This window comes from Hydrogenophaga sp. GW456-12-10-14-TSB4, assembly GCF_059424305.1.
Genome location: NZ_JBWKZH010000002.1, coordinates 115,310 through 138,614 on the forward strand (window position 1 = coordinate 115,310; position 23,305 = coordinate 138,614).

The 23,305-nt window shown below is 69.1% G+C and carries 9 protein-coding genes; 5 read left to right on the forward strand and 4 right to left on the reverse strand.

All coding sequences use genetic code 11. From position 1 onward, the window contains the following. Positions 1–16: 16 nt before the first annotated feature. Positions 17–12,694 (reverse strand): amino acid adenylation domain-containing protein, encoded by a 12,678-nt coding sequence (locus AC07ZS_RS01730; protein ID WP_494796906.1) that lies wholly within the window; start codon positions 12,692–12,694, stop codon positions 17–19. Between the two features lie 253 nt (positions 12,695–12,947). Here AC07ZS_RS01730 and AC07ZS_RS01735 point away from each other — a divergent pair, with 253 nt between their 5' ends. From AC07ZS_RS01735 to AC07ZS_RS01745, 3 genes are all read left to right on the forward strand, one after another. Further along, positions 12,948–13,646, forward strand: coding sequence for an SGNH/GDSL hydrolase family protein (locus AC07ZS_RS01735; RefSeq protein ID WP_494796907.1), 699 nt, complete (start codon positions 12,948–12,950; stop codon positions 13,644–13,646). Then, entirely contained in the window at positions 13,643–14,791 is a 1,149-nt protein-coding gene (locus AC07ZS_RS01740; RefSeq protein ID WP_494796908.1) for an acyltransferase family protein, read from the forward strand. Before AC07ZS_RS01735 ends, AC07ZS_RS01740 begins: the two co-directional genes overlap by 4 nt. Before the next feature lie 73 nt (positions 14,792–14,864). Next, positions 14,865–15,887 carry a polysaccharide deacetylase family protein gene (locus AC07ZS_RS01745; protein WP_494796909.1) on the forward strand — a complete coding sequence of 341 codons (1,023 nt, stop codon included), beginning with the start codon at positions 14,865–14,867 and terminating at the stop codon, positions 15,885–15,887. A 93-nt stretch (positions 15,888–15,980) separates the two neighbouring features. Here the strand turns inward: AC07ZS_RS01745 and AC07ZS_RS01750 are convergent, their stop codons facing one another. Beyond that, the gene (locus AC07ZS_RS01750; RefSeq protein WP_494796910.1) at positions 15,981–17,942 is read right to left on the reverse strand and encodes an RIFT barrel domain-containing protein; all 1,962 of its coding nucleotides are present in this window, start codon (positions 17,940–17,942) and stop codon (positions 15,981–15,983) included. Between AC07ZS_RS01750 and AC07ZS_RS01755 the strand changes: the two genes are divergently transcribed. Continuing rightward, positions 17,905–18,222, forward strand: coding sequence for a hypothetical protein (locus AC07ZS_RS01755; protein ID WP_494796911.1), 318 nt, complete (start codon positions 17,905–17,907; stop codon positions 18,220–18,222). The genes AC07ZS_RS01750 and AC07ZS_RS01755 overlap by 38 nt on opposite strands. Before the next feature lie 105 nt (positions 18,223–18,327). Continuing rightward, positions 18,328–18,492, forward strand: coding sequence for a hypothetical protein (locus AC07ZS_RS01760; protein WP_494796912.1), 165 nt, complete (start codon positions 18,328–18,330; stop codon positions 18,490–18,492). A 661-nt stretch (positions 18,493–19,153) separates the two neighbouring features. On the opposite strand, the gene AC07ZS_RS01765 is transcribed toward AC07ZS_RS01760, so the two are convergent. Further along, the gene (locus AC07ZS_RS01765) at positions 19,154–21,397 is read right to left on the reverse strand and encodes an RIFT barrel domain-containing protein (RefSeq protein ID WP_494796913.1); all 2,244 of its coding nucleotides are present in this window, start codon (positions 21,395–21,397) and stop codon (positions 19,154–19,156) included. Positions 21,398–21,796: 399 nt separating this feature from the next. Beyond that, on the reverse strand, positions 21,797–23,239 hold the full coding sequence (locus AC07ZS_RS01770; RefSeq protein ID WP_494796914.1) for a right-handed parallel beta-helix repeat-containing protein: 1,443 nt from the start codon (positions 23,237–23,239) through the stop codon (positions 21,797–21,799). Positions 23,240–23,305 lie beyond the last annotated feature (66 nt).

The window sequence follows — 23,305 nt, forward strand, 5'->3', positions numbered from 1 at the left end:
GGGTCGTGTGTCGCTGTCAGGCCCGTTGCACAAGGCGGGCAAGCCGTTTCATGAGGCCCGGAGCGGGCTCGGCGGCCGGAGTGGCGGGGGCGGGCGCTTCGGCACCGGTTGCGTCGTAGGCCGCGGCGAGCTGGGCCAGCGTTTCACTCACGTAGCGGCGCGGGCTGATCTGTTTGCCGATCTGCTGCTCCAGCTTGAGCACGGCCTGCATGGCGGTCAGCGAGGTGCCTCCCAGGTCGAAGAAGTTGTCGTTGCGGCCGATGTGGCTCATGCCCAGCAGCTCGCTCCAGACGGCGTGGATGGCCTGTTCGGTGGGCGTGCCGGCAAAGGTCTCGCTGGCCAGGCTCGTCTGCGCCTTGAGCGCGCGGGACTGCGCCAGCTGCAGCCGGCCCGAGGGGTGGCGCACGATCTGCTCGAACCAGCGCACGTCCACCGCGGCACGGGCCTCGGCGGGCACGGCATCGATCAGCGCGCGGGCATGGGGTTCGCGTTGGGACGCGGTCAGCGCACCGGCCTGGAGACCGATCACCAGCCGGCGGCGCCCGCCTGTTTCCACCACGGCCTGCGTGGCGGCCGCCTCGACGCCCGGCAGCGCCAGCGCCGCCTGTTCCAGCGCTTCGAGGTCCATCAGGTGGCCGCCGAGCAGCGCCGTGGCGTCGCTCGTTCCGTCGACGTGCTGCAACGCACCGTCGCTGCGCCAGCGCGCGGTGGCATGGCAGTCGGTCCAGGCACCGGCCGGATCGGCCTTCACCCAGACCGGCGCGGCCACGCCGATCGGGCTGGCGCGGTCGGGCTGTTCCGCCACGCGCACCGTCTGGGCGACCAGGGGCCTACCGACCACCGCCGCCTCGGCAGCGTCGGCCACCCAGTGGACGGCCAGCGGCAGGGGCAGCGCATCGGTCTGCAGCACGTTCAGCACCGAGAGGCCGGCGTCCAGCAGTTGCGCCACGAGTTCGGGCGAGTTGTCCCGCGCGTCCACGGCGGCGATGACCGAGAGCGATGCGCCGCGGCGGGCCTGCAGTGCATCGGCCCAGGTGTTGGCGTCGGCGAACACGAGACCAGTGCGCTCGCGCTGAATGTCGGCCACCAGGGTGGCGCCATCGGGCGCCTGGTCCCACAGCACCAGCCGGCCGCCGGTGTGCAGCGCCAGGCCCAGCAGGGCCAAGGCGGTGCCGGGTGCATGGGCGCTGGCGCGCAGGCTGTCGCCCACCAGCAGGTGGGCCTGGCGGGCGAGGCCAGCGCTGATCTGGGCGACCAGCGCCGCGTCGAAGGCCTGCGGCCGGGCCGCCGGCTTGCGCGCCATGTGGTCGTCCTGGTTCTGCAGCCAGGGGGCGTCGCCCAGGGCCACGGCGTCGGCGGGCGGCGTGTCGCCGGGGGCGAGGGGCAGGCAGCGGTGGCCCAGGCGCAGCACGGCCAGGGCGGTCGCCAGTTGCGCCACCGGCTCCTGCATCGCGATGGCCACGGTGAGCGGGTGGCCGGCGGTGGGCAGGCGGGTCTTGAGCTGGTCGGCGTGCTCGTTCACGCGCCTGACCAGTTCCCGTGCGTCGAGCTCGGTGCCGCCGACGCGCAGCAGCCCGGGCAGGCTGGCCGCGGTGGCGCGCTGTTCCAGCAGGTCGAACAGGCTCTGCGCGGGTGCCGCGGCGGGTGCGTCGAGCGCCAGCACGCGGGTCTGTTCGGCCGGTGAAGGGGCCATCAGCTGCGCCACGGTCTGGTGCGGCGCGCGCGCGGCGGCGTCCAGCAGGGCCGCGAAGCGCTCATGCAGGGCCTTCGCGGTCTCGGGCAGGTAGAGGTGCGTGTCGTACTGGATGCCGCCTTCGATGCCGGAGGGAATCTCCACCAACCAGAGGTTGAGGTCTTCCGTGGCGCCCTTGTGCTTGATGCGCACGCGCTCGTGCGCGAGCGGGCCCCAGTGGGTCGGGCGATTGCGCGCGTCCTGGAACGAGAACATGCATTGGTACAGGCGCGCGTGCACGCCGGGTTGCTCGGCTTCGAGCGCATGGGCGATGCGCTCGAAAGGCACGTCCTGGTGCGCGAAGGCTTCGACGACGGCGGCCCGCACCTGCCCGATCCAGTCGAGCCAGCTCAGCGAGGTGTTCACCGGCAGGCGCACCGGCAGCATGTTGTTGAAGAAGCCCATGATGGGGTCGAGCTCGGGCGTCGGCCGCCCGCGCACCGGCAGGCCGATGGTCGGCGCCGGTTCGCGCAGCAGCTGCGAGACCATGACGGCGTAGACCGACAGGGCGACGATGCTCAGCGTCGAGCCGGTGCGCTTGGCGATGTCGCGCACGCGGTCGGCCTGCTCGGCCTCGATGTGCATGGACTCGGTGGCGCCTTCGCGCAGCATGCCGGGCAGGCGGGCCAGATCGGTCAGCGGCTCCTGCACCGGTTTGCCGAGGAACTGGTTTTTCCAGTAGGCCAGCTGGCCCTGAAGTTCGTCGCTGTCCAGCCAGCGCGCGTGCCAGTCGGCGAAGTCGCCGTAGGTCAGGGCCAGCGGCGGCAGCGGCGAGGGCCGGCCTTCGGAGAACGCCTGGTAGAGCGCGTTCATCTCGTCGTACAGCAGGTCGAAGGACCAGCCGTCCCAGATCACGTGGTGCGTCATGAAGAACAGCACGTGGTGGTCGTCGGCGAGGCGGAACAGGCGGGCCTTGTACAGCGGCGCGTGCTCCAGCTCGAACGCCTGATCGGCCAGGACCGCCAGCCGCTCCTGCAGCACGGCTTCCTGTTCGCCGGGGGCGTAGCTGCCCAGGTCTTCCAGCGGCAGCAGGCTGAACGACGGCAGATCGACATTCACCTGCACCGGACCCTGTGCGGTGGACACGATGGCGCTGTGCAGCGCGGGCTGGCGCTTGACGACTTCCTGGAAGGCGCGGTCGAAGGCCTGCAGGTCCATCGGGCCGTGCAGGCGGTGGGCCGAGGGCGCGTTGTAGACGGTGCGGCCGGGCTGCATGGCCTCGATGAAGCGGATGCGTTCCTGCATCAGCGTGAGCGGGGCCTGGCGCTGGTCGGCGCGGTGCAGCAGCGGCTCGCGCGCCGGGGCGGTGTCGCCGCGTTGCTGGTCGATCAGGCGGGCCAGTTTTTCGGCCGTGGTTGACTCGAACAGCACCCGCAGGTTGAGCTGCAGGCCGAAGGCCTTGTTGATCTGGCCCATGAGCTTGGCGGCCAGCAGGGAGTGGCCGCCGAGGAAGAAGAAGTCTTCGTCCACGCCGACGGCGGGCAGCTTGAGCACGGCCTGCATGGCCTCGACCACGGCCTTTTCGGTGTCGTTGCGCGCGGCCTTCACCTCGCCCGCGTTGGCCGAGGGCGCCGGGCCGGTGGGGGCGGGCAGGGCCTTGCGGTCGATCTTGCCGTTGGGCAAGAGAGGCATGGTCTCCAGCAGCACGATCTGCTGCGGCAGCATGTAGTCGGGCAGGCCGGCGCGCAGCGCTTCGCGCAGGGCGGCGGCGTCGGGCTGCTGGCCGGCGTGCGGCACGGCGTAGCCGATCAGGCGCACGTCGCCCGGGCTGTCCTCGCGCGCCATCACCACGGTGCGGGCGATGCCGGGCAGGGCGGCCAGGCGGGCCTCGATCTCGCCCAGCTCGATGCGGTAGCCGCGGATCTTGACCTGGAAGTCCAGCCGGCCCAGGTGTTCCAGCGTGCCGTCTTCGCGCCAGCGCGCGAGGTCGCCGGTGCGGTAGATGCGCGCGCCGGGCGTGGCGGTGTCGAACGGGTCGGCCACGAACTTCTCGGCGGTGAGCTCAGGGCGCTTGAAGTAACCGATGGCCACGCCCGCGCCGCCGATGCAGAGCTCGCCCTCCTGGCCGATGGCCACGGGCTTCAACTGTTCGTCCAGCACCCAGACCTGGGTGTTGGCGATGGGGTGGCCGATGGTGATCTTCTGCTGCGCGTCGGTGATGCGGCACAGGGTGGACCAGACGGTGGTCTCGGTCGGGCCGTACATGTTCCAGAGCTCCACGCCGGCGTCGAGCAGGCGCTGCGCCAGCGAGGGTGGCAGCGGCTCGCCGCCGCACAGGGCGCGGAAGCCCGCCGGTGCGCGCCAGCCGGCGTCGAGCAGTATGTGCCAGGTGGTGGGCGTGGCCTGCATCACGTTGATGCGCTGATCGGCGGCCAGGCGCGCGAGCACCTCGCCGTCCATGGCGTCTTCGCGCTGGGCCAGCACCACGCTGGCGCCCACGGTCAAGGGCAGGAAGAGTTCGAGCACCGCGATGTCGAACGACAGCGTGGTCACGGCCAGCAGCCGGTCGCCGGCCTGCAGGCCGGGCTCGCGGCGCATGCTGGCGAGGAAGTTGCACACCGCGTTCTGCGGCAGCACCACGCCCTTGGGCTTGCCGGTGGAGCCCGAGGTGTAGATGACGTACATGGGCGCGTCGTCGGCCCAGTCGGCGGGGCGCGGCAGGGCGCTGTCGGACGCCGAGGCGATGGCGGCGGCGTCGTCGTCGATGCGGATCTGCTGCTCGCGCGGCACGCCCGAGAGACTGGCGTTGGCGACGTCGGTGATCACCAGGCGCACGCCCGCGTCCTCGGCCATGTAGTGCAGGCGGTCCTTGGGGAAGCCCGGGTCGAGCGGCACGTAGGCCGCGCCGGTCTTCAGGATGCCCAGCAGGGCAGGCACGAGGTTGGGGCCACGCGTGAGGCACACGCCCACGAGCATGCCCGCGCCGATGCCGCGCGAGCGCAGCAGCTGGCCGAAGCGGTTGGCGCGCGATTCCAGTGCGGCGTAGCTCAGGCTCACGCCGTGCGCCACGAGGGCGACCGCGTCGGGCGTGGCAGCGGCCTGGCGGCTGATCCATTGCTCCACGCGGGCATGCGGCTCCAGCGGCATCGCGGTGGCCTGGTTCCAGGCGATCAGGCGCGCGTCCGGTGCCGTTGCAGGGCGCACGGGCGCGGGCGCCACCACGGCGGTGAGCACCGGCAGTTCGACGCCGGGGTGCTGCGCGAAGTGGGCGATCTCGGCGCGCAGGGCATCGATCAGTTCCTGCGCGCGCTGCGGGCTGAAGAACTCGCTGCTGTGGTGCAGGTCCAGCGTGAGCGCGTCGTTCTGTTCGTAGAAGTTGAAGAACAGCTCGCTGAGCGTGCCGCGCTTGCGGCCTTCGTGCATGGCGGCCTGCAGGGGCGCGTAGGCCGAGAGGTCGACCTTGGGGTTGAGGTTGAAGAAGATGCCGGTGAGCGGCGGGCGGTCGCCCGCGCTGCGGATGCCCAGCGCGCGGGCCACCGTGCCCTGGGTCATGAGCGGGTACTCCAGCGCGTCCATCAGACGGGAGCGCACCCGCCGCAGCACGGCCTCGGTGCCCTCGCCGGGCTGGCAGCCCAGGCGCAGTGGCAGGTCGAGCACGCCGTCGGCCATGATCGGGCCGCGGCGCTGCAGGCTCTGGCTGGCGTAGGGGATGCTGACCACGAAGTCGCTCTGGCCGCTGCGCTTGTGCAGCATGCGGGTGAGCGCCATGAGCAGCACCTGGAACAGCGTGGCGCCCGACTGCTTGGCCTGCGCACGCAGGCGGCTGAACAGCTCGCCGTCCAGTCGTATGCGAAGCGTGTCGGCCGCGTAGGTGCGGTGGCCCTGCGGCGCGCGGTCGCCCAGGTTCAGCGGCGCGGGCGGGTTCTGCAGCTGTTGCTGCCAGAAGCGCAGGGCCTCCTGGCCGTCCGGCCCGTCGAAGCGGGCCTGTTCCTCTTCGGCGAAGTCCAGCGGCGACTCGGCCGGCTTGAAGGCCGGCGCCATGCCCATGCTGCGGGCCTTGCAGGCGGTGGCGAGCTCGGCGTTGAACACGCTGGAGGCCCAGCCGTCGAACACCAGGTGGCTGGCCACCACGTGCACCACGGTGCGGCCGTCGGCCAGGGTGAGCAGGCTCACGGCGGCCAGCGGCGCCTGGTCAAGCGGGAAATCGCGCAGGCTGGCCTGGGTGCAGAAGTCGTCCAGCGCCCGGTCGGCGTCGGGCTGCGCGCTCAGGTCGATCTCGGCCACGGGCAGGTTCAGTTGCGGTGCGACGCGTTGCCGCGGTTCTTCCAGGTCGAACTGGATGCGGAAGGCCTCGTGGCGCGTCAGCACGTCGTCGAGCGCGGCCTTCAGCGCGGTGCGGTCCACGCCGCCCTGCAGGCTGACGCAGAACGATTCGTTCAAGGCCAGTCGGGCCGAGGGATCGAAGCCGCCGGCCAGCCAGCGCTCGGTCTGACCGGGCGAGAGCTGGGCGTCGGTGCCGGCGCGCGTGCCACCTTGCGGGCCCGAGGGGGGCGGCGGGCTGCCGTCCTTGGGTGTGATGAAACCCAGGCCCATGAGCTCGTCCATGGCGTCGGTGAACACCTGGAAGATGCGGTCGGTGTGGGCGTCGGTCATGCCCTCGGTGACGAAGTGGCCGAACTGCTCGTACAGGTGCAGGCCGTGGTAGCGCACCAGGTAGTAGAAGAGGCTGATGTGCTTCTGGTTGTCGTCCCACTGCAGGCGCCAGAGCGAGGCGCAGTGCACCGCCTTGACCGGCGCGCCGCGCACCGAGAACGCGGTGTTGAGGCGGTCGATGAGCCGTTGCGTGCGGTCGTTGAGGTTGCGGTAGAACTCGCGCCCGCCGGCCTTGATGTGTTGCAGCGTGGCGCGCGCGGCGGCCAGCGCCAGCGGGTGGCGCACGAAGGTGCCGGCGAAATAGGTCACGCCCGCTTCGGGGTAGGAGTCGTCACCGTACTGCCAGTGGCCGCCGTCGAGCGCGTCGAGCCAGTTGGCGTTGCCGGCGATGGCCGCGAACGGCAGGCCGCCGCCGATGACCTTGCCGTAGGTGGCGATGTCGGCGCGCACGCCGTAGAACTCCTGCGCGCCGCCCGGGGCGACGCGGAAACCCGTCACGACCTCGTCGAAGATCAGCGCACAGCCGGCCTTGTCGGCGATCTGGCGCAGCGACTGCACGAACTCGCGCGGCTGCAGCGTGGGGTACTTGTTCTGGATCGGCTCGGTCATGATCGCCGCCAGCTCGGGGCCGCGCTCGCGCAGCACGCGCAGGGAGTCCTCGCTGTTCCAGTCCAGCACCAGGATGTTTTCCACCGCGTTGGCCAGGATGCCGGGCGCGGCGGAGAGCGAACGCAGCTGCTTGGTACCGCGCACGATCACCTCGTCGAAGATGCCGTGGTAGGAGTTGGTGAAGATGGCGATGGTCTTGCGGCCGGTGACGGTGCGCGCGATGCGCATGGCGCCCATCACGGCCTCGGAGCCGGTGTTGCAGAAGCCCACGCGCTCCATGCCGGTGAACTCGGAGATGAGTTGCGCCACGTCGGCCGCGTAGGGGTGTTGCGGGCCCACTTCCAGGCCGAGCTGCAGCTGCTGCTGCATGGCCTCGATCACCTTGGGCGGCTGGTAGCCGAGCAGGTTGCCGCCGAAGCAGGACAGCAGGTCGATGTACTCGTTGCCGTCCAGATCCCACAGGTTCGCACCGCTCGAACGGTCGACCACGATGGGATAGACCAGGTCCTTGTACAGCGGGTTGAAGCCGGTCACCACGCGCGGGTCGGCCATGACCTTGCGGTGCTGCTGGCTGAAGGCCTTGGACTTGCCCGAGCGCGCGTTGTAGCGGGTGATGAACTCGTCGAGCCAGCGGCGCTGCGCGGGCGTGAAGTCCTGGCGCGCTTCCAGCGTGAGGCGCGGCGAGGCGCCGAAGGGTTTTTCAACCAGCGACTTGATGGAGGGCTGGGCAGGCTCGGCCTCGGTGGGCGCGGCGCTCGGGGCCGGTGCCGCCACGGTCGGTGCGGGTGCCGCCGGGACCGAGGCGACCGGCAGCGCCGCTGCCATGGGCTGGCCCGCCAGCACGGCGAGCTGCTGCGCCATGAGCTGCATCTGCTGCTGCAGCAGCTGGTGCACGGCGCTGGCGCCACCGGGCAGGGCCGCGAACGCCTGCAGCGGCGCGGCTGGGGCCGCGAAGCTGGCCACCTGGGCGGGGACGGCGGCGGCAACGGCCGCCGGTGCCGCCACGGTCGGTGCGGGTGCGAACTTGTCGGCTGGCATCTCGGTGTCGAGGAAGCGCGCGAGCTTGCCGATGTTGTCCAGGTCTTCCATCAGGCGGCGGAAGCGCAGCTTGACGCCGAAGACGCGTTCCAGCTCCAGCGTGGCCTGGGTGAGCGAGAGGGAGTCCAGGCCCAGGTCGACAAAGCTGGCGTCCGTGGTCATGTCGTCGGCGGGGATGCCCGAGACGTCGCTCAGGACGCGCTTGAGTTCGTTTTCAACGGTGGGTATTCGGCTCATGGTGACGGCACTCGCAACGGAGAAGGGGACATCGGACGGCAGGGCGCCTGCGGGCGCGGTGCGGCGGGCAAACCAGTGACGGTCGTTCTGGAACGGGTAGGTGGGCAGGGGCGCGCGGCGCGCGGTCGCGGCCACGGGCCAGGCGGGTTCGATGCCGGCGCACCACAGGGCACCCAGCGCCGAAAGACCTTGTTCGGCGGGCTGGCCGGGGTCCTGTGCGGCGCCCAGCATGGACACGATGCGCGGCACCTCGGCCTTGGGCGTGCGGTGCTGGCGCAGCAGCGCGGTGAGCGCCTGGCCGGGGCCGACCTCGACAAACACGGTGTCGCCCTGGGCCAGCTCGGCCATCACGGCCTTGCTGAACAGCACCGGCGCGCGCACCTGGCGCGCCCAGTAGCCGGGGTCGGTGGCTTCGTGCGCCTGCAGCGGCGCGCCGCTCACGCACGAGTACACGGTGAGGCGGGGCGCCTGCAGGCGGGCCTGGGCCAGGGCCTGGGTGACGCGCGGCAGCGCGCCTTCCATGGAGGCGCTGTGAAAGGCGTGCGAGACGCGCAGGCGCGTCGCATCGATCTCGCTTTTCTCCAGCGCCTGGGCGAACCGGTCGATGGCCTCATGGGCACCGGCCACCACCGTGAGCGCGGGGGCGTTGCAGCCGGCCACCTCGATGCCTTCGGGCAGCAGGGCCCGCACCGCGTCCACGCCCGTGCGCACGGCCAGCATGGCACCGGCGGGCTGGTCGAACATGGCCTGGCCGCGCGCGATCACGGCGGCCATGGCGTCTTCGAGCGAGAACACACCGGCGTGGCAGGCGGCGGCGTACTCGCCGATGCTGTGACCGATCATGGCGTCGGGCCGGATGCCCAGGCTGTCGAGCCAGGCCGCCAGCGCGTAGGACACGCTGAACAGGGCCGGCTGGGCGTAGCGGGTCTGCGCCAGCAGCTGGGCCACCTCGGCATCGGCCGGGTCGGCGCTCACCAGCCAGGCGCGCAGGTCCACACCCAGTGCGGCCTCGGCCAGCGGCAGGGCGCGGTCGAGCGCTTCGCGGAAGGCGGGCACTTCGTCCACCAGCTGGCGCGCCATGCCGGGGTGCTGCGAGCCCTGGCCGGGGAACAGGAAGACCAGGCGCGGTTTCTGCAGCGCGCTCACGCTGCTTCTGGCGGCGCGCAGGCGCGCAATGGCCTCCTGCACGCTGCCGGCGACCACCGAGAGGCGCTGCGCCATGGGTTTGCGCCCGCGCATGAGCGTGGCGGCGACCTCGCTCAGGGCCAACTCGGGCTGGTGTTCGAGGTGGTCGGCCAGGTCGCGCGCGCGCTGCAGTGCGGCGTCGGCGGTGCGGCCCGAGAGGGGCAGCAGCCAGCGGCCGTCGCCGCTTGATGCGGGCGCACGGGCCGGGGCCTCTTCGATCACCACGTGGGCATTCGTGCCGCCCACGCCGAATGAGCTCACCGCCGCGAGGCGCGATTCGCCGCCGCGCGGCCAGGGGGTGTTCTGCGCCACCACGCGAAAGGGCGTGTGCTCGAAGTCGATCTGCGGGTTGGGCTGGCGGTAGTGCAGGGTGCCCGGGATCACGCCGTGGTGCAGCGAGAGCGCGGTCTTGATCAGACCGACCACGCCGGCACCGGCGGCCATGTGGCCAAGGTTGCTCTTGACCGAGCCGATGCCGCAGTACTGGCTGTCGGCGGTGTCTTCGCGCCAGGCGCGGGTGAGCGCGGCGACCTCGATCGGGTCGCCCAGCGAGGTGCCGGTGCCGTGTGCTTCCACATAGCCGATCTGGCGCGCGCTCACGCCGGCCTGGTCGAGCGCCATGCGGATGGCGCCCATCTGGCCGGTGACGCTGGGCGCGGTGAAGCTGGCCTTGTCGCCGCCGTCGTTGTTCAGGCCCACGCCACGGATCACGGCGTACACCGTGTCGCCCTGGGCCAGGGCGTCTTCCAGCCGGCGCAGCACGACCACGCCGCCGCCGCTGGCGAACACGGTGCCGCTGGCGTCGGCGTCGAACGGCCGGCAATGGCCGTCGGCGGACTCCATGCCGCCTTCGACGTGCAGGTAGCCGCTGATCTGCGGCACGGCCACGTTGATGCCGCCGGCCAGCGCCACGTCGCACTGACCGCTGGCCAGCGCGTGCCAGGCCTGGGCCACGGCCACCAGGCTGGTGGAGCAGGCGGTGTGGATGCTCAGGGCCGGGCCGTTGAGGTTGAGGCGGTTGGCCACGCGGGTGGCCACGTAGTCCTTCTCGCTGGCGAGCATGGTGGCGAATTCGCCGTATTGCTGCACCAGCTCGGGCTGTTCGCTGCGCAGTGCGGGTGCGTAGGCGTTGTTGCCGGTGCCGGCGTAGACGCCGATGCGTGCATCGGTGCGCGAGGCGTCGATGGCGGCGTGTTCCAGGGCCGCCACGCTGAGTTCGAGCATCAGCCGCTGTTGCGGGTCGAGCATCGTCGCTTCGCGCGCCGAGATGCCGAAGAAGCCGGCGTCAAAGTGTTCCACGCCGTCGAGCACGCCGTGCGCGGCCACGAAGTTGGGGCGCGAGCGCACCGCATCGGGCACGCTGGGGTCGAGCTCGTCGAGCGAGAACTGGCGGATGCCTTCGCGGCCGTCGATCAGGTTCTGCCAGAAGTCGTCGAGGCGGCGAGCCCCCGGCGTGCGGGTGGCCATGCCGACGATGGCGATGCCGGCGGTCGGCTGAGCGGGCGCCAGGCGCTTGCGCTGGCCTGCGTTGACCGGGCCGGCCAGGGCGGCGGCGATGCCCGCGACGGTGGGCTTGTCGTACACGTCGGCCACGTTCAGGCCCTTGACGCCCTGGTCCTTGAGGCGCGTGACGAAGCGCATCACGAGCAGGGAGCGAGCGCCGAGGTCGAACAGGTTCTGGTCGTCGCCGATCGAGGGCAGGCCCAGCAGCTCCTGCCACAGGCCGCGCACGATGGCGACCGGGTCGCTGGACGCGGGAGCGGTTGTCTCCATGGCCGGCAGGGGCAGGCCCTTGCGGTCGATCTTGCCGCTGGGGGTGGTGGGCAGACGCTCCAGCACCACGTAGCGCACCGGCACCATGTACTCGGGCATCGTGGCACGCAGTTCGGCGCGGATGCGGGTGATCAGCTCACTGGTGTCGCCCGGCGTGCCTTCGCGCAGCGTGAGGTGCGCGACCAGTTGTTTGCCGATGCCGGGCAGCTCGGGCGCGGTGACCACCGCGTCCTTGATGCCGGCCTGGGCCATGATGGCCAACTCGATCTCGCCCGGCTCGATGCGAAAGCCGTCCACCTTGAGCTGCTGGTCGGCGCGGCCCAGGTAGGTGTGCACGCCATCCGCGTCGCGTCGCGCGAGGTCGCCAGTGACGTACCAGCGCCCGGGCAGGCCGGGGAAGTCGGTGCGGAAGCGCTCGCCGGTGAGTTCGGGCCGGCCGAGGTAACCCCAGGCCAGCGTTTCGCCGCCCAGCAACAGTTCGCCGGTGTGTTCGTCGGTCGCGTTCTCGGATGCGACCAGGGCGAGCTGCACATGCGGCAGCGCGCGGCCGATCGGGGGAATCTCGGGCCAGTGGGCCGGGTCGCCGCGCAGCTCGTGGGCGGTGACCACGTGGCTTTCGGTCGGGCCGTAGTGGTTGTGCAGTTCCGAGCCCGGCAGGCGCTGGAACAGGGACCGGATCGCCGGCGTGACCTGCAGTTGCTCACCCGCGCTCACCACGTCGCGCAGGGCGACCGGCAGTTCGTCGCGCGAGGCCTCGGCGATCATCTGCAGCGCCACGTAAGGCACGAAGATGCGTTCGATGCGGCGCTGGATCAGGGCGTTGAGCAGCAGCGCGGGGTCGCGCCGCTGGTCCTCCGGCACGAGCACCAGCGTGCCGCCGCAGGCCAGCGTGGAGAAGATCTCCTGGAAGTGCACGTCGAAGGACAGCGGCGCGAACTGCAGGGTGCGCGCGGGCTGGCCCAGGCGCGGATGGTCGGCGTGCCACTGGATCAGGTGGTCCAGGGGCACGGCCCCCATGGCCACGCCCTTGGGGCGCCCGGTCGAGCCGGAGGTGAACAACACGTAGGTGAGGTCGGAGGCGCTGGCATGCAGGGGCGCCTGCACGGGCGAGGGCTGCGCCAGCGTGGGCAGCTCGCCGACCAGCGCGCGCAAGGTGGACAGGGCTTCGTCTTCGCCCACCACCGCACGGGGTTGTGCGTCGTCGAGCATGGCGCGCAAGCGCTCGGCCGGGTAGGCCAGGTCCAGCGGCACATAGGCGATACCGGCTTCGGCCGCGGCCAGGATCGAGATCACCGTGTCGGTGGAGCGCGTGGCGGCCACCGCGATCCGTTCACCGGCCTGCAAGCCGGCCTGCGCAAAGGCCTGTGCGCGCTCGAAAACCGCCGAGGCCAGCTCGCGGTAGGTCAGCGGCTCGCCGTCCGGCGACTCCAGGGCCACCGCGTCCGCATGGCTTTGCGCGGTGCTGCGCAGCCAGCGACCCAGGTGGTGTTCACCCGTGTCTTGCGATGGCTGACTCTTCTGGTGCATTGCAAAACCCCCTACGGACAGAAAGCTCCTTCAACACAGCACAAATGAGTACCATGAGAAACTTGTGTAACAAATGATAACCCTCCCGTGTTGTATTTTTTCTGACTTTCCCGGGCGCTTTCCCACCGTTTGTACGACATAACTCACGCAGAAATGCAATTCCGGCGTTCCCGGCCGTCTGTCACTGACAAGATGCTAAGCATGTTGCAACAGACCACTTCGCATTGTTGCCGCCTAGAGACGCTTTGATCTTGTGACCCATTTACCCAGGTTATCGCTGTGGACCGGTTGGGGCGTCGCCGTGCTGATGGCCTGCGCGGCGCTGGCGATCGCCGGCTCTGCCCGGCTTTCGGACGCGCTGCTGTGGCGCCTGGAGCGCTGGCAGTCGGCGCCCACGGTGTCCCAGCGCCTCTTCGAGCGGCGCACGATCGCCCACCAACTGAACGTGGACCGCCTGGTGCCGCGCGGCGCGGTGCTGTTCTTCGGCGACAGCCACATCCAGACCCTGCCCACGGGCGGCCTGGCGCAGGCCTACAACTTCGCCATCGGCGGCGAAACGGCCCAGCGCCTGAGCCAGCGCATCGACCGTTATGCCTCGCTGGCGTCGGCCCGCGCGGTGGTGCTCGGCGCGGGCACCAACGACCTGCTCGAGGGCCGCGGTGCCGAAGACGTGCGCCTGGCCTGGCGTGCAATCCTCGACCGCATGCCCGCCTCGGCGCGGATCGTGTGTGTCGGCATTCCCGGCTTGCCGGTCGGCACGGCCGAGGCCGTCAATGAAGGGGTGGCCGGCCTGTGCCGGGAGCGGGGCCACGCCGTGGTGGCCGCGGTCCCGGGGCAGGGGGCGCTCGCCCGGGCGTCCATGGCGCCCGACGGCCTGCACCTCGACGCGACCGGCTCGCTTGCCTTGCTCCAGGCCATCGAGGCCGCCCTCCAGAACCCAAGCCCATCATGACCGAATCACCTTCGACGGCGTCCCATCGCCAACCCGCGCTCGACTGGCTCCGCGGCTTCGCGGCCCTGATCGTGGTCGGTTTCCACTACTTCCACGCGGGCGTGCGCGACGGATCGATCCAGGGCGAGCAAAACCCCGTTCTGTACAGCGTTTTCTCCTACGGCTATGTGGGCGTGCACCTGTTCTTCATGATCAGCGGCTACGTGATCATGATGTCGGCCCAGCATGCCGGCGTGCGCCAGTTCGTCGCCTCCCGGGTCTCCCGCCTGATGCCCGCCTTCTGGGTCTGCGTGAGCCTGACGGTGCTGATCGAGCTGGCTGCGCCGGCGGCGCCGTTCAAGCCCGAGTCGTGGGCCCAGTACGCCGCCCACCTGACCATGGTGCCCCGCGTGTTCGGGCAGAACCTCATCGACGGGGCCTACTGGTCGCTGGCGGTGGAGATCAACTTCTATTTCTGGGTCGGCGTGGCCATTGCCACCGGGCAACTCAAGCGCATCGAGATGCTCCTGGCGCTGTGGCTGTGCCTGTCGCTGGTCAACTTCATTCGCCCCATGTACACCGTGGAGGTGCTCACCAGCGCCCAGTGGGCGCCCCTGTTCACGGCGGGTGCCTTCTTTTTCCTGGTGCGGCAATCGGGCTGGACCCCCCTTCGGCGCTGGGTGCTGCTGGGCAGCGCCGCGCTCGCCTGCATGTACCTGTGGCGTGAAAACGGCCAGGGAGAGAGCCTGCAGCAGCTGCTCGCCCTGAATGTCAGCCCGAACAACCTGGTGATCGAGGCGATCCTGCTGTCGTATTTCGCCTTCTTCCTCTGGATGATCCGTCGACCCGTGCCGATCCGTGCATCCCGATGGAGCGATCTCTCCGGTCGCCTGACCTACCCACTGTACCTGATCCACCAGCACGCCGGGTATGCCCTGTTCAGCGTCGCCGCGGCATCCGGTCTAATCGCCTCGTGGGGGATGACGCTGGTGACCCTGGGCATGATCGCGCTGGCCTTGCTGGTGGCCTGGGGGGTCAACGTCGGGGTCGAGCAGCGGCTGGCACCCATTCTGCGCGGCTGGATAGCCGGAGGCAGAAGTGTGAATAACTCCGCACCCCGGCAAAAATCGGCGCGGTATGCTGAGCCGTTCGCTGACAGCGCTTAGCCTCATGGGGAACGTACAAGAAATGCACAACGCAACACGGGTGTGGAGAGGGCGGGCGACGAGGTTGCCGGGGTTGAACCCGCAACCCGTCGAGCTGGGACTTGTCTCGCCCGTGATGCTCGTGGTCGTGGACACGGAGGAGGAGTTCAACTGGAGTCAGCCCTTCAACCGGCAGGCCACCGCCACGCGCTCCATTTCGGCCCAGGACCGGATTCACGCGCTTTACGACCGCTTGGGGGTCGTGCCGACCTACGTCATCGACTACCCGGTAGCGACCTCAGCGCCTGCCACGCGGTATCTGCGCGGCCTGGTGGATGCGGGACGGGCGGAGTTCGGTACCCATTGCCACCCCTGGGTCACGCCACCGCACCGCGAGAAGGTGTCGAGCTTCAACTCCTACCATGGGAACCTGCCCCGAGAGCTGGAAGAAGCCAAGATCCGCAGCAGCACCGACGCGGTCGCCCAGGCTTTCGGGCGCGCGCCCCGCGTGTTCAAGGCGGGGCGCTACGGCGTGGGCCCGAACACCTTCGGCATCCTGCGGGACCTGGGCTACACCGTGGACTGCAGCGTGGTGCCACACACCAATTTCTCCTATGACGGCGGCCCGAACTACCAGGGCATGTCCGACCGGCCCTTCTTCCTCGACGCTTCCCGCAGCCTGCTGGAAGTGCCGATGACGGTGGGCTATTCGGGCAGCATGCGCGAGATCGGGCCGTTCTGCCCGTGGATCGTCGGGAGCAACCTCTCGCAACGGCTGCGCCTGCCCGGCGTGATGAGCCGCATGAAATGGCTGGAGCGCGGCCGGTTGAGCCCGGAAGGCTTTGACGTGGAAACGCAGGAGCGCCTGCTCACCACCTTGTTCGACGCGGGGGTGCGGGTCTTCACCATGACCTACCACTCGCCGACGCTGCAACCGGGCAACACCCCGTATGTCAGGACCGAGGAAGACCTCGCAGCCTTCCTCGCCAACATCGAATCGGTGCTGCGCTTCTTCCGGGACACCATGGGTGGCACCTTCTCCACCCTGACCGGCATCGAGCGGCTCGCCCGCTCGCGGGTGGCCCTGGGCAAGGACAGGGCCGCCGTCGCTCACTGAAGCGCCTGTCGGCCCTTCGGAAAACCGCCTCCCCAAAAGCAACAACCCTCTGCGAAGAGAGGGTTGTTGAAGGTCAGAGCGCGTGAACCGGGATCAGCGCGGCACGATCGCCCAGGTGGGGTCGTTCACGTAACCGGCATCCATCTTCGGGGTCATGGACTTCCACTTGCTGTAGGCACCGCTGGCACCGGTGATACCGACGCTGCTGGTGGCGGCCAGCATGGCGCGGGCGTAGGCGGCGTAGTCGTCGACCCGGTCCGGCGAACCTTCGGTGATCGCCATGCCGGTGCACGAGGCGCCCTTCGAGCCAGCGTAGTTGGTGTCGAACAGGGTCTTCCAGCTGCTGAAGAACTGGTTGCTCGCGTCGGTGACGTCCCACCAGTAGCCCGGGGCCTTGGCCATGCAGAAGCCGTTGGCTTCGTTCAGGAAGCGGCCGACGGTGAAACCGGTGATCCAGTTCAGCATGGTGCGGCCCTGCGGATCGCCGTCTTCGGCGATCTGCGTGAGCACCAGCGTCATGAAGTCGTTCTGCCAGGGGCCGGCCTTCTTGGTGTCCCACGGGCTCTTGATGGCGCCGAACGGCGAGCGGGCGGCCGGGTTGGCGTTCTGCGGGTAGTTCTGCACGTACCAGTTCAGGTTGTTGGCCAGCCGGGTCTTGAAGTACGACTTCATGGGGTGGCTGTCGGGCACGATGCGCGAGGCTTCGTCGATGGAGCGCAGGGCCCAGGACTGGGCGCGTTCCTCGTTGCCGTAGATCAGGCCCTTGGCACCGTCGCGGTAGTAGGGGTCCACCGCCGCGATGTTCCAGCTGGCCCAGAACATGGCTTCGTCCAGGTAGAAGGCATCGCCCGTGATCATGTAAGGCATGTAGCCGAACGAAGCCTGGTGTGCCGTGTCGGGCGTGTAGATGGTCGTGCCCGTCGGCGTGGGCAGCTTGGGCGTCGAGGTGCCGAAGCGCACGGCCACGTTGGGGTTGCGCTCCACGTCCAGCGGCTGGCCGGAGCCTTCGTCGCGGTAGTGCACCGGCACGCTGGCGGCGGCATCGGCGTTGGCCAGCATGCTGGCGCGGGCGCGGTCGTCCTGCGAGATCAGGTACAGCGCGGTCCAGCGCGGCTGCGGGCCGATCTCCGAGCGACCACCCGTGGTCGGGAAGTACGGCACCAGCATGGCCGGGCCCATGGGCGCGGTGTTCGAGGCGGCCAGCACGCGGGCCTCGTCGGCCAGGACCGACTCAGGAATCTTGACGCTCAGGTCGTAGTTCCAGGTGGCCTTGCTGGCCAGGAAGTAAGGCATGTGGTGGCGCACGCGGTACTGGGGCAGTGTGGTGCCGGTCCACAGCACCTTGTGCCAGCGCGCCTGGTAGTTGTGCGTGAGGCGCGGTTGGGTGTGCACGACCTGGCCGTTGCGGCGCACGGTCAGCTCATAGGTGAGGTTGCCCGGGTTGGCCTTGAAGGTCCAGTTGTTCTCCAGGACCATGTCGGTGCGGATGCTGGCGCCACCGTCGTACAGGCGGGTGTGCAGCCGCGCCGAGAGGTGCGGGTGCTCGGCGTTGCTGGCGCTGTCCTTGAACGGCGCGACCACGGTGTACTCGGTGGCCACGCTGCCGTTGAGGCGGCGGCCCGAGCCCTGGGCGATCTGCTGCTTGAGCAGCTCCTGCGGTTTGGCCACCAGGGTGGAGACCAGGGTGCTGCCGTTGTAGACCTTGGCCTCGATCTCGAGGTTCCAGTCGGGGCTGGCGGGAATGGTCTGGGTGGCCGAGGACTTGGCACCCGCGAACAGGTTGATCAGCTTGGGCTGGTTGGCCGCGAGGTTGCTGACCTTGGCGCTGAGCACGGCAAAGCGCACGGAGCCGTCGCGGTGGGAGCTGACCTCGTCCATCTGCAGGGGCACGCTCGCGCCGCTGCTGTCGGTGGCCACCAGGCCCTGGTTGGACTGCACGGAGCCCGCCTTGAAGGGCTGGCCGAAGGTGACGGGCAGGGCGCTGGACGCCGTGGCGGAAGAGACTTCCACGCAGGTGATGGCGTTGGCAGCGCAAGCCAGACCGCCGGTACCCACGGCCGGGGCAGGTGCCGGGGCAGGTGCCGGAGCAGGTGCCGGAGCAGGTGCCGGGGCAGGTGCCGGGGCAGGTGCCGGAGCAGGTGCCGGGGCAGGTGCCGGGGCAGGTGCCGGGGCAGGTGCCGGAGCAGGTGCCGGAGCAGGTGCCGGAGCAGGTGCCGGAGCAGGTGCCGGAGCAGGTGCCGGGGCAGGTGCCGGGGCCGGAGCAGGTGCCGGGGTCGCCGCCGCGATCACTTCGCAAGTCTTGGTCGAGCCCTTGGCAGGATCGGTGCCGAAATAGCCGGTGGAGCAGAGCCCGACCGTGCGAACCGACTTGTAGACCCAGCGGCTGCCGGTGCCAAAGCGCACGTTCTTGGTACCGGAGACCACGAACAGCTTGCCTTCCTTGGAGAGCTGGGTCCAGGTGGAAGAGGAGGCGGCGGCGGTCGTCGTCGTCTGGGCTTGCGCCGAGGCGGCCACCATCGAGAACATCACCGCGCAGGCGGCCAGCACGCTGGCATGCGACGCCGGGCGTGGGACAGAAGGGTTTGAAGACATAAAAATCACCTGAAAATCGAGGAAGAAAACAACCGCCTGGGCAAGGTGGTTCAAAACTGGGCCTGATAGGTCAACAGGTCTTGGAATTCAATGTAATTCGACGACCGGCATTTTGGGATTGCAAGCCGATGGGCAGGCGCCGGGAAACGATGCGCGGCATGCGTGATGCATGTCGCGAAACATGTTGAAATGATTGAGGTGTTTTATTAACTTCCCGCAGCCATTTCACGGTGCGGCCTCTTTTTTGAGGCGCCGGAATTGAATGGCGAAAAACACGGGGTGCCGGGCCGATTGCCTAGCGGGAAAGCTGGTGGCCGGAACCGTGATTTCCCCACAGTGACAACACTGCGCCGAGGGGGCGAAGCGGGTCGGAAGTTAATTCAAATGGAAATCAAATTCAGCGAGGCAGAGTTATCGGATGGGTTAATTCAAAGTTGAGAGCAAACCGCCGGACGGTGGTTTTTTTCTGCTCAACGGATTGGACCATTCTTCGTCGTAACGAAAAAGGGGGTGAGTTGAAAGAATATGAAAGAAAGAATTCCGCCGCCTGCGTTTCAGAATGCGGATTGGCGGAAAATGCGCACGGCATTTCCCGCCATCGGGCGTGAACTCAGGAAATCAGGAAAACCGCCGTCCAATGGCTGGACGGCGGCGAGGGGCAGGCGGTCGTCCGCTCAGCGCGGCACGATGGCCCAGGTGGGGTCGCTGGTGAAGCCGGCGTCCATCCGGGGGGTCATGGACTTCCAGGTGGCGTAGGCACCGCTGGCGCCGGTGACACCGGCACTGGTGGTGGCGGCCAGCATGGCGCGGGCGTAGGCGGCGTAGTCGTCGACCCGGTCCGGCGAACCTTCGGTGATCGCCATGCCGGCGCACGGGGTGCTCTTGAGGCTGGCGTAGTTGGTGTCGAACAGGGTCTTCCAGCTGCTGAAGAACTGGTTGCTCGAATCGGTGACGGTCCACCAGTAGCCCGGGGCCTTGGCCACGCAGAAGCCGTTGGCTTCATTGAGGAAGCGGCCCACCGTGAATTTGGTGATCCAGTTCAGCATGGCACGGCCCTGGGTGTCGCCGTCTTCTGCGATCTGCGTGAGCACCAGCGTCATGAAGTCGTTCTGCCAGGGGCCGGCAACCTTGGTGTCCCACGGGCTCTTGATGGCACCGAAGGGCGAGCGGGCTGCGGCGTTGGCGTTCTGCGGGTAGTTCTGCACGTACCAGTTCAGGTTGTTGGCCAACCGTGTCTGGAAGTAGGACTTCATGGGGTGGCTGTCGGGCACGATGCGCGCGGCTTCGTCGATGGAGCGCAGGGCCCAGGACTGGGCGCGTTCCTCGTTGCCGTAGATCAGGCCCTTGGCATCTTCGCGGTAGTAGGGGTCCACGCCGGCGATGTTCCAGCTGGCCCAGAACATGGCTTCGTCCAGGTAGAAGGCGTCGCCCGTGATCAGGTAAGGCATGTAGCCGAACGAAGCCTGGTGCGCTGTGTCCGGCGTGTAGGGGGTGGTGCCCGTCGGCGTGGGCAGCTTGGGCGTGGACTCACCGAAGCGCACCGACACCTTGGGGTTGCGCTCCACGTCCAGCGGCTGGCCGGAGCCTTCGTCGCGGTAGTGCACCGGCACGCTGGCGGCGGCATCGGCGTTGGCCAGCATGCTGGCGCGGGCGCGGTCGTCCTGGGTGATCAGGTACAGCGCGGTCCAGCGCGGCTGCGGACCGATCTCCGAGCGACCACCCGTGGTCGGGAAGTACGGCACCAGCATGGCCGGGCCCATGGGCGCGGTGTTCGAGGCGGCCAGCACGCGGGCCTCATCGGCCAGGACCGAGTCGGAGATGCGCAGGCTCAGGTCGTAGTTCCAGGTGGCCTTGCTGGCCAGGAAGTACGGCATGTGGTGACGCACGCGGTACTGGGGCAGCGTGGTACCGGTCCACAGCACCTTGTGCCAGCGGGCCTGGTAGTAGTGCGTCAGGCGCGGCTGGGTGTGCACAACCTGGCCGTTGCGGCGCACGGTCAGCTCATAGGTGAGGTTGCCCGGGTTGGCCTTGAAGGTCCAGTTGTTCTCCAGGACCATGTCGGTGCGGATGCTGGCACCGCCGTCGTACAGGCGGGTGTGCAGCCGCGCCGAGAGGTGAGGGTGCTCGGCGTTGCTGGCGCTGTCCTTGAACGGCGCGACCACGGTGTACTCGGTGGCCACGCTGCCATTGAGGCGGCGACCCGAGCCCTGGGCGATCTGCTGCTTGAGCAGGTCCTGCGGCTTGGCCACCAGGGTGGAGACCAGGGTGCTGCCGTTGTAGACCTTGGCCTCGATCTCGAGGTTCCAGTCGGGGCTGGCTGGAATGGTCTGGGTGGCCGAGGACTTGGCGCCCGCGAACAGGTTGATCAGCTTGGGCTGGTTGGCCGCCAGGTTGCTGACCTTGGCGCTGAGCACGGCAAAGCGCACGGAGCCGTCGCGGTGGGAGCTGACTTCATCCATCTGCAGGGGCACGCTCGCGCCGCTGCTGTCGGTGGCCACCAGGCCTTGGCTGGCCAGCAAGGAACCGGCCTTGAAGGGCTGACCGAAGGTGATGGGCAGGGCGCTGGACGCGGTGGCGGAAGAGACTTCCACGCAGGTGATGGCGGTGGCCGCGCAGGCCAGGCCGCTGGCACCCACGGCGGGTGCCGGCGCCGGGGCAGGAGCCGGTGCGGGCGCAGGCGCCGGAGAAGGAGCTGGGGCGGGTGCGGGTGCGGGGGAAGGAGCCGGAGCCGGAGCTGGCGCCGGAGGGCGCGGTGACGTGGTCGGTGCGGGCGCAGGCGCGGGGGTCGAGGTCACGGTCTCGCTCGGCGTCTGGGCTGCGGCGGTGCCACCGCCGCCGCCACCACCGCCACAACCCGCAATCGTCACCATCATGAAGAGCACGGAGAGCCACTTGGCGTCGCGGATGGCGGGGGTCATGGAGGTATTCATGTTGGACGTGCTGCGATGCCGATGAGGGGTGAGCTGGCGAGAGCGAACGGTCGAAATTTCTGGTGGCTTGTGACCACGGTCACGAAAACGGGCGATTCAGTTGACTTTACGGGTGGCATTTCAGCGGCTGGAGCATGGCCCGACAGGCAGACCTTCCAGAACGACATGCGGAAAGCATGAACCAAGCCCGTGAAATGCCGATGGCACAAAAAAACCGACCTGACTGGCGCCTCGCGCTTTCGAGTCGTGGTCGGGGAAGCCAGGGATGGCAGGCACGCCAGATGCCCCGCAGCCTCTATTGTCGTAGGAGTCGGACTACAGCCCTGTTGCCACGTGTTACGAGTTGCGTGCCGTGCCGCCCGCGAGGCCGGTTCGGGCCGAAAGGCGTCAGTTGGCCGGGGAAGAGGGGGATTTCCCCAGCGAATCCTGTTCCAGCGCCCCGGGCAGCGTGGCGTTGCGCCTCACCAGGCCTCGGAAATCATTGGTTACAAAGGTCCGCAAAGGTATTGATTCCGGCGGTTTGAACCATTGCAGAAGTAAGGCATCCGGGCTCACGAAAATCGGGTCCATCGGTGCATTCAGGTTCCATTCGAGGTCCAGAGCGGCGCCGTCGCGGGCATAAATGTTTCCGTCCAGCAGGTTGCTGAGCAACCGGGCCTGGGTGGGCTCGCGCCGCGCGGTGACGCCGGCCGTGTTGATCAGGGTGTTGTGGGCCAGCACGATGTCGCTGGCCCGGTTGATGTCGAGCCCGGCGTCGTTGCAGTGCGCCACGATGTTGTTGGCCGCGAGCCCGTGGCGGTGCTCGAAGGCCGCGCAGCCGTCCGAGCGGCAGACCGCTGCGGGTTGGGTGCCGCCCCCGCCGAACGAGATACCCACCCGCTCGCCCGGGCGGGACACGTCGGTGGGCGAGCAGATCACCAGATTGCGTTCGATGCGGCCACCCTCACCGGCGCCTTTCATGAACAGGCCGTAGGCGACCCGGTTGCCCTGGCCCTTGGCGAAGTTGCTGACCAGGTTGTCCTGCACCTTCCAGTGGCTGGCGCCCACCAGGTCGAGCATGACGACCGGCCTGTCGGTTTGCCGGGTGTCGCGGTTGGTCAGGGTGTTGAACGCCACCAGGCCGTGGTCGGGCCATTCGCCGTTCAGCCCGTTGACCTTGATGTGCGCATTGAAGTCCTGCACGTGGTTGTTGCGCAGGGTGAAGAAGGCTCCACGGCCCACCACGTGGAAGGCGTGTTCGCAGTCGTGGTCGCGCGCGCAGGAGCCCAGAATGTCCAGGTTCTCGAAGGTCCAGTGGGGCCGGTCGATCTGGATGCCCGAGACCTGGGTGAATTCCAGTTTCACGCTGCCAGGCAGAAGGGCGCTGACCCGGATGGGCGCCTGAGCGCCGCCGTCATGCCCGAGCCGCAAGGTCTTGTCGAAGCGGTATCGCCCGGGTGCGATCACGATGTGGGTGCCGGGGCGGGCCTCTTCGAGCGCCTGGGCCAGGCCGGCGGCCGTGTCCACACGGATCACCGTGCCGGCTTCGGGGCCGGCGGGCGCGAGGGGCACACGCTGTTGACCCTTGCCCAGCGTGGGCAGCGGTCCCGGCGGCGGTGTCCGCTCCCAGCGGCGTTGCAGCGCGCGCAGACCGGGAAGCAAGGCCCACTCCAGGGTCGGGTGGCCTTGCAGCCGGTGCTGGGTGTATCGGATGAGCTCCTGAGGGCTGCGGGCGCTCGCCTGGGCCAGCAGGCCCTGGCCCCGCTCGCTCACCAGAAAGGCGGTGGTCGCGAGCAGCAGCACCAGCGGGCCGGCCGTCGCGACAAAGAACCACCCGCGCCTCGGTTTCAATGGAATTCCCCATTTCTATGTCTGGATCATGATAGCCGCGAGCGTGTCGGATGCAACGTAATGACT

Coding starts and splice junctions, on each gene's coding strand:
- AC07ZS_RS01730 (WP_494796906.1), bottom strand. CDS start 12,694: ATGCACCAGAAGAGTCAGCCATCGCAAGACACGGGTGAACACCACCTG.
- AC07ZS_RS01755 (WP_494796911.1), top strand. CDS start 17,905: ATGGCGTTGGCAGCGCAAGCCAGACCGCCGGTACCCACGGCCGGGGCA.
- AC07ZS_RS01765 (WP_494796913.1), bottom strand. CDS start 21,397: ATGACCCCCGCCATCCGCGACGCCAAGTGGCTCTCCGTGCTCTTCATG.
- AC07ZS_RS01740 (WP_494796908.1), top strand. CDS start 13,643: ATGACCGAATCACCTTCGACGGCGTCCCATCGCCAACCCGCGCTCGAC.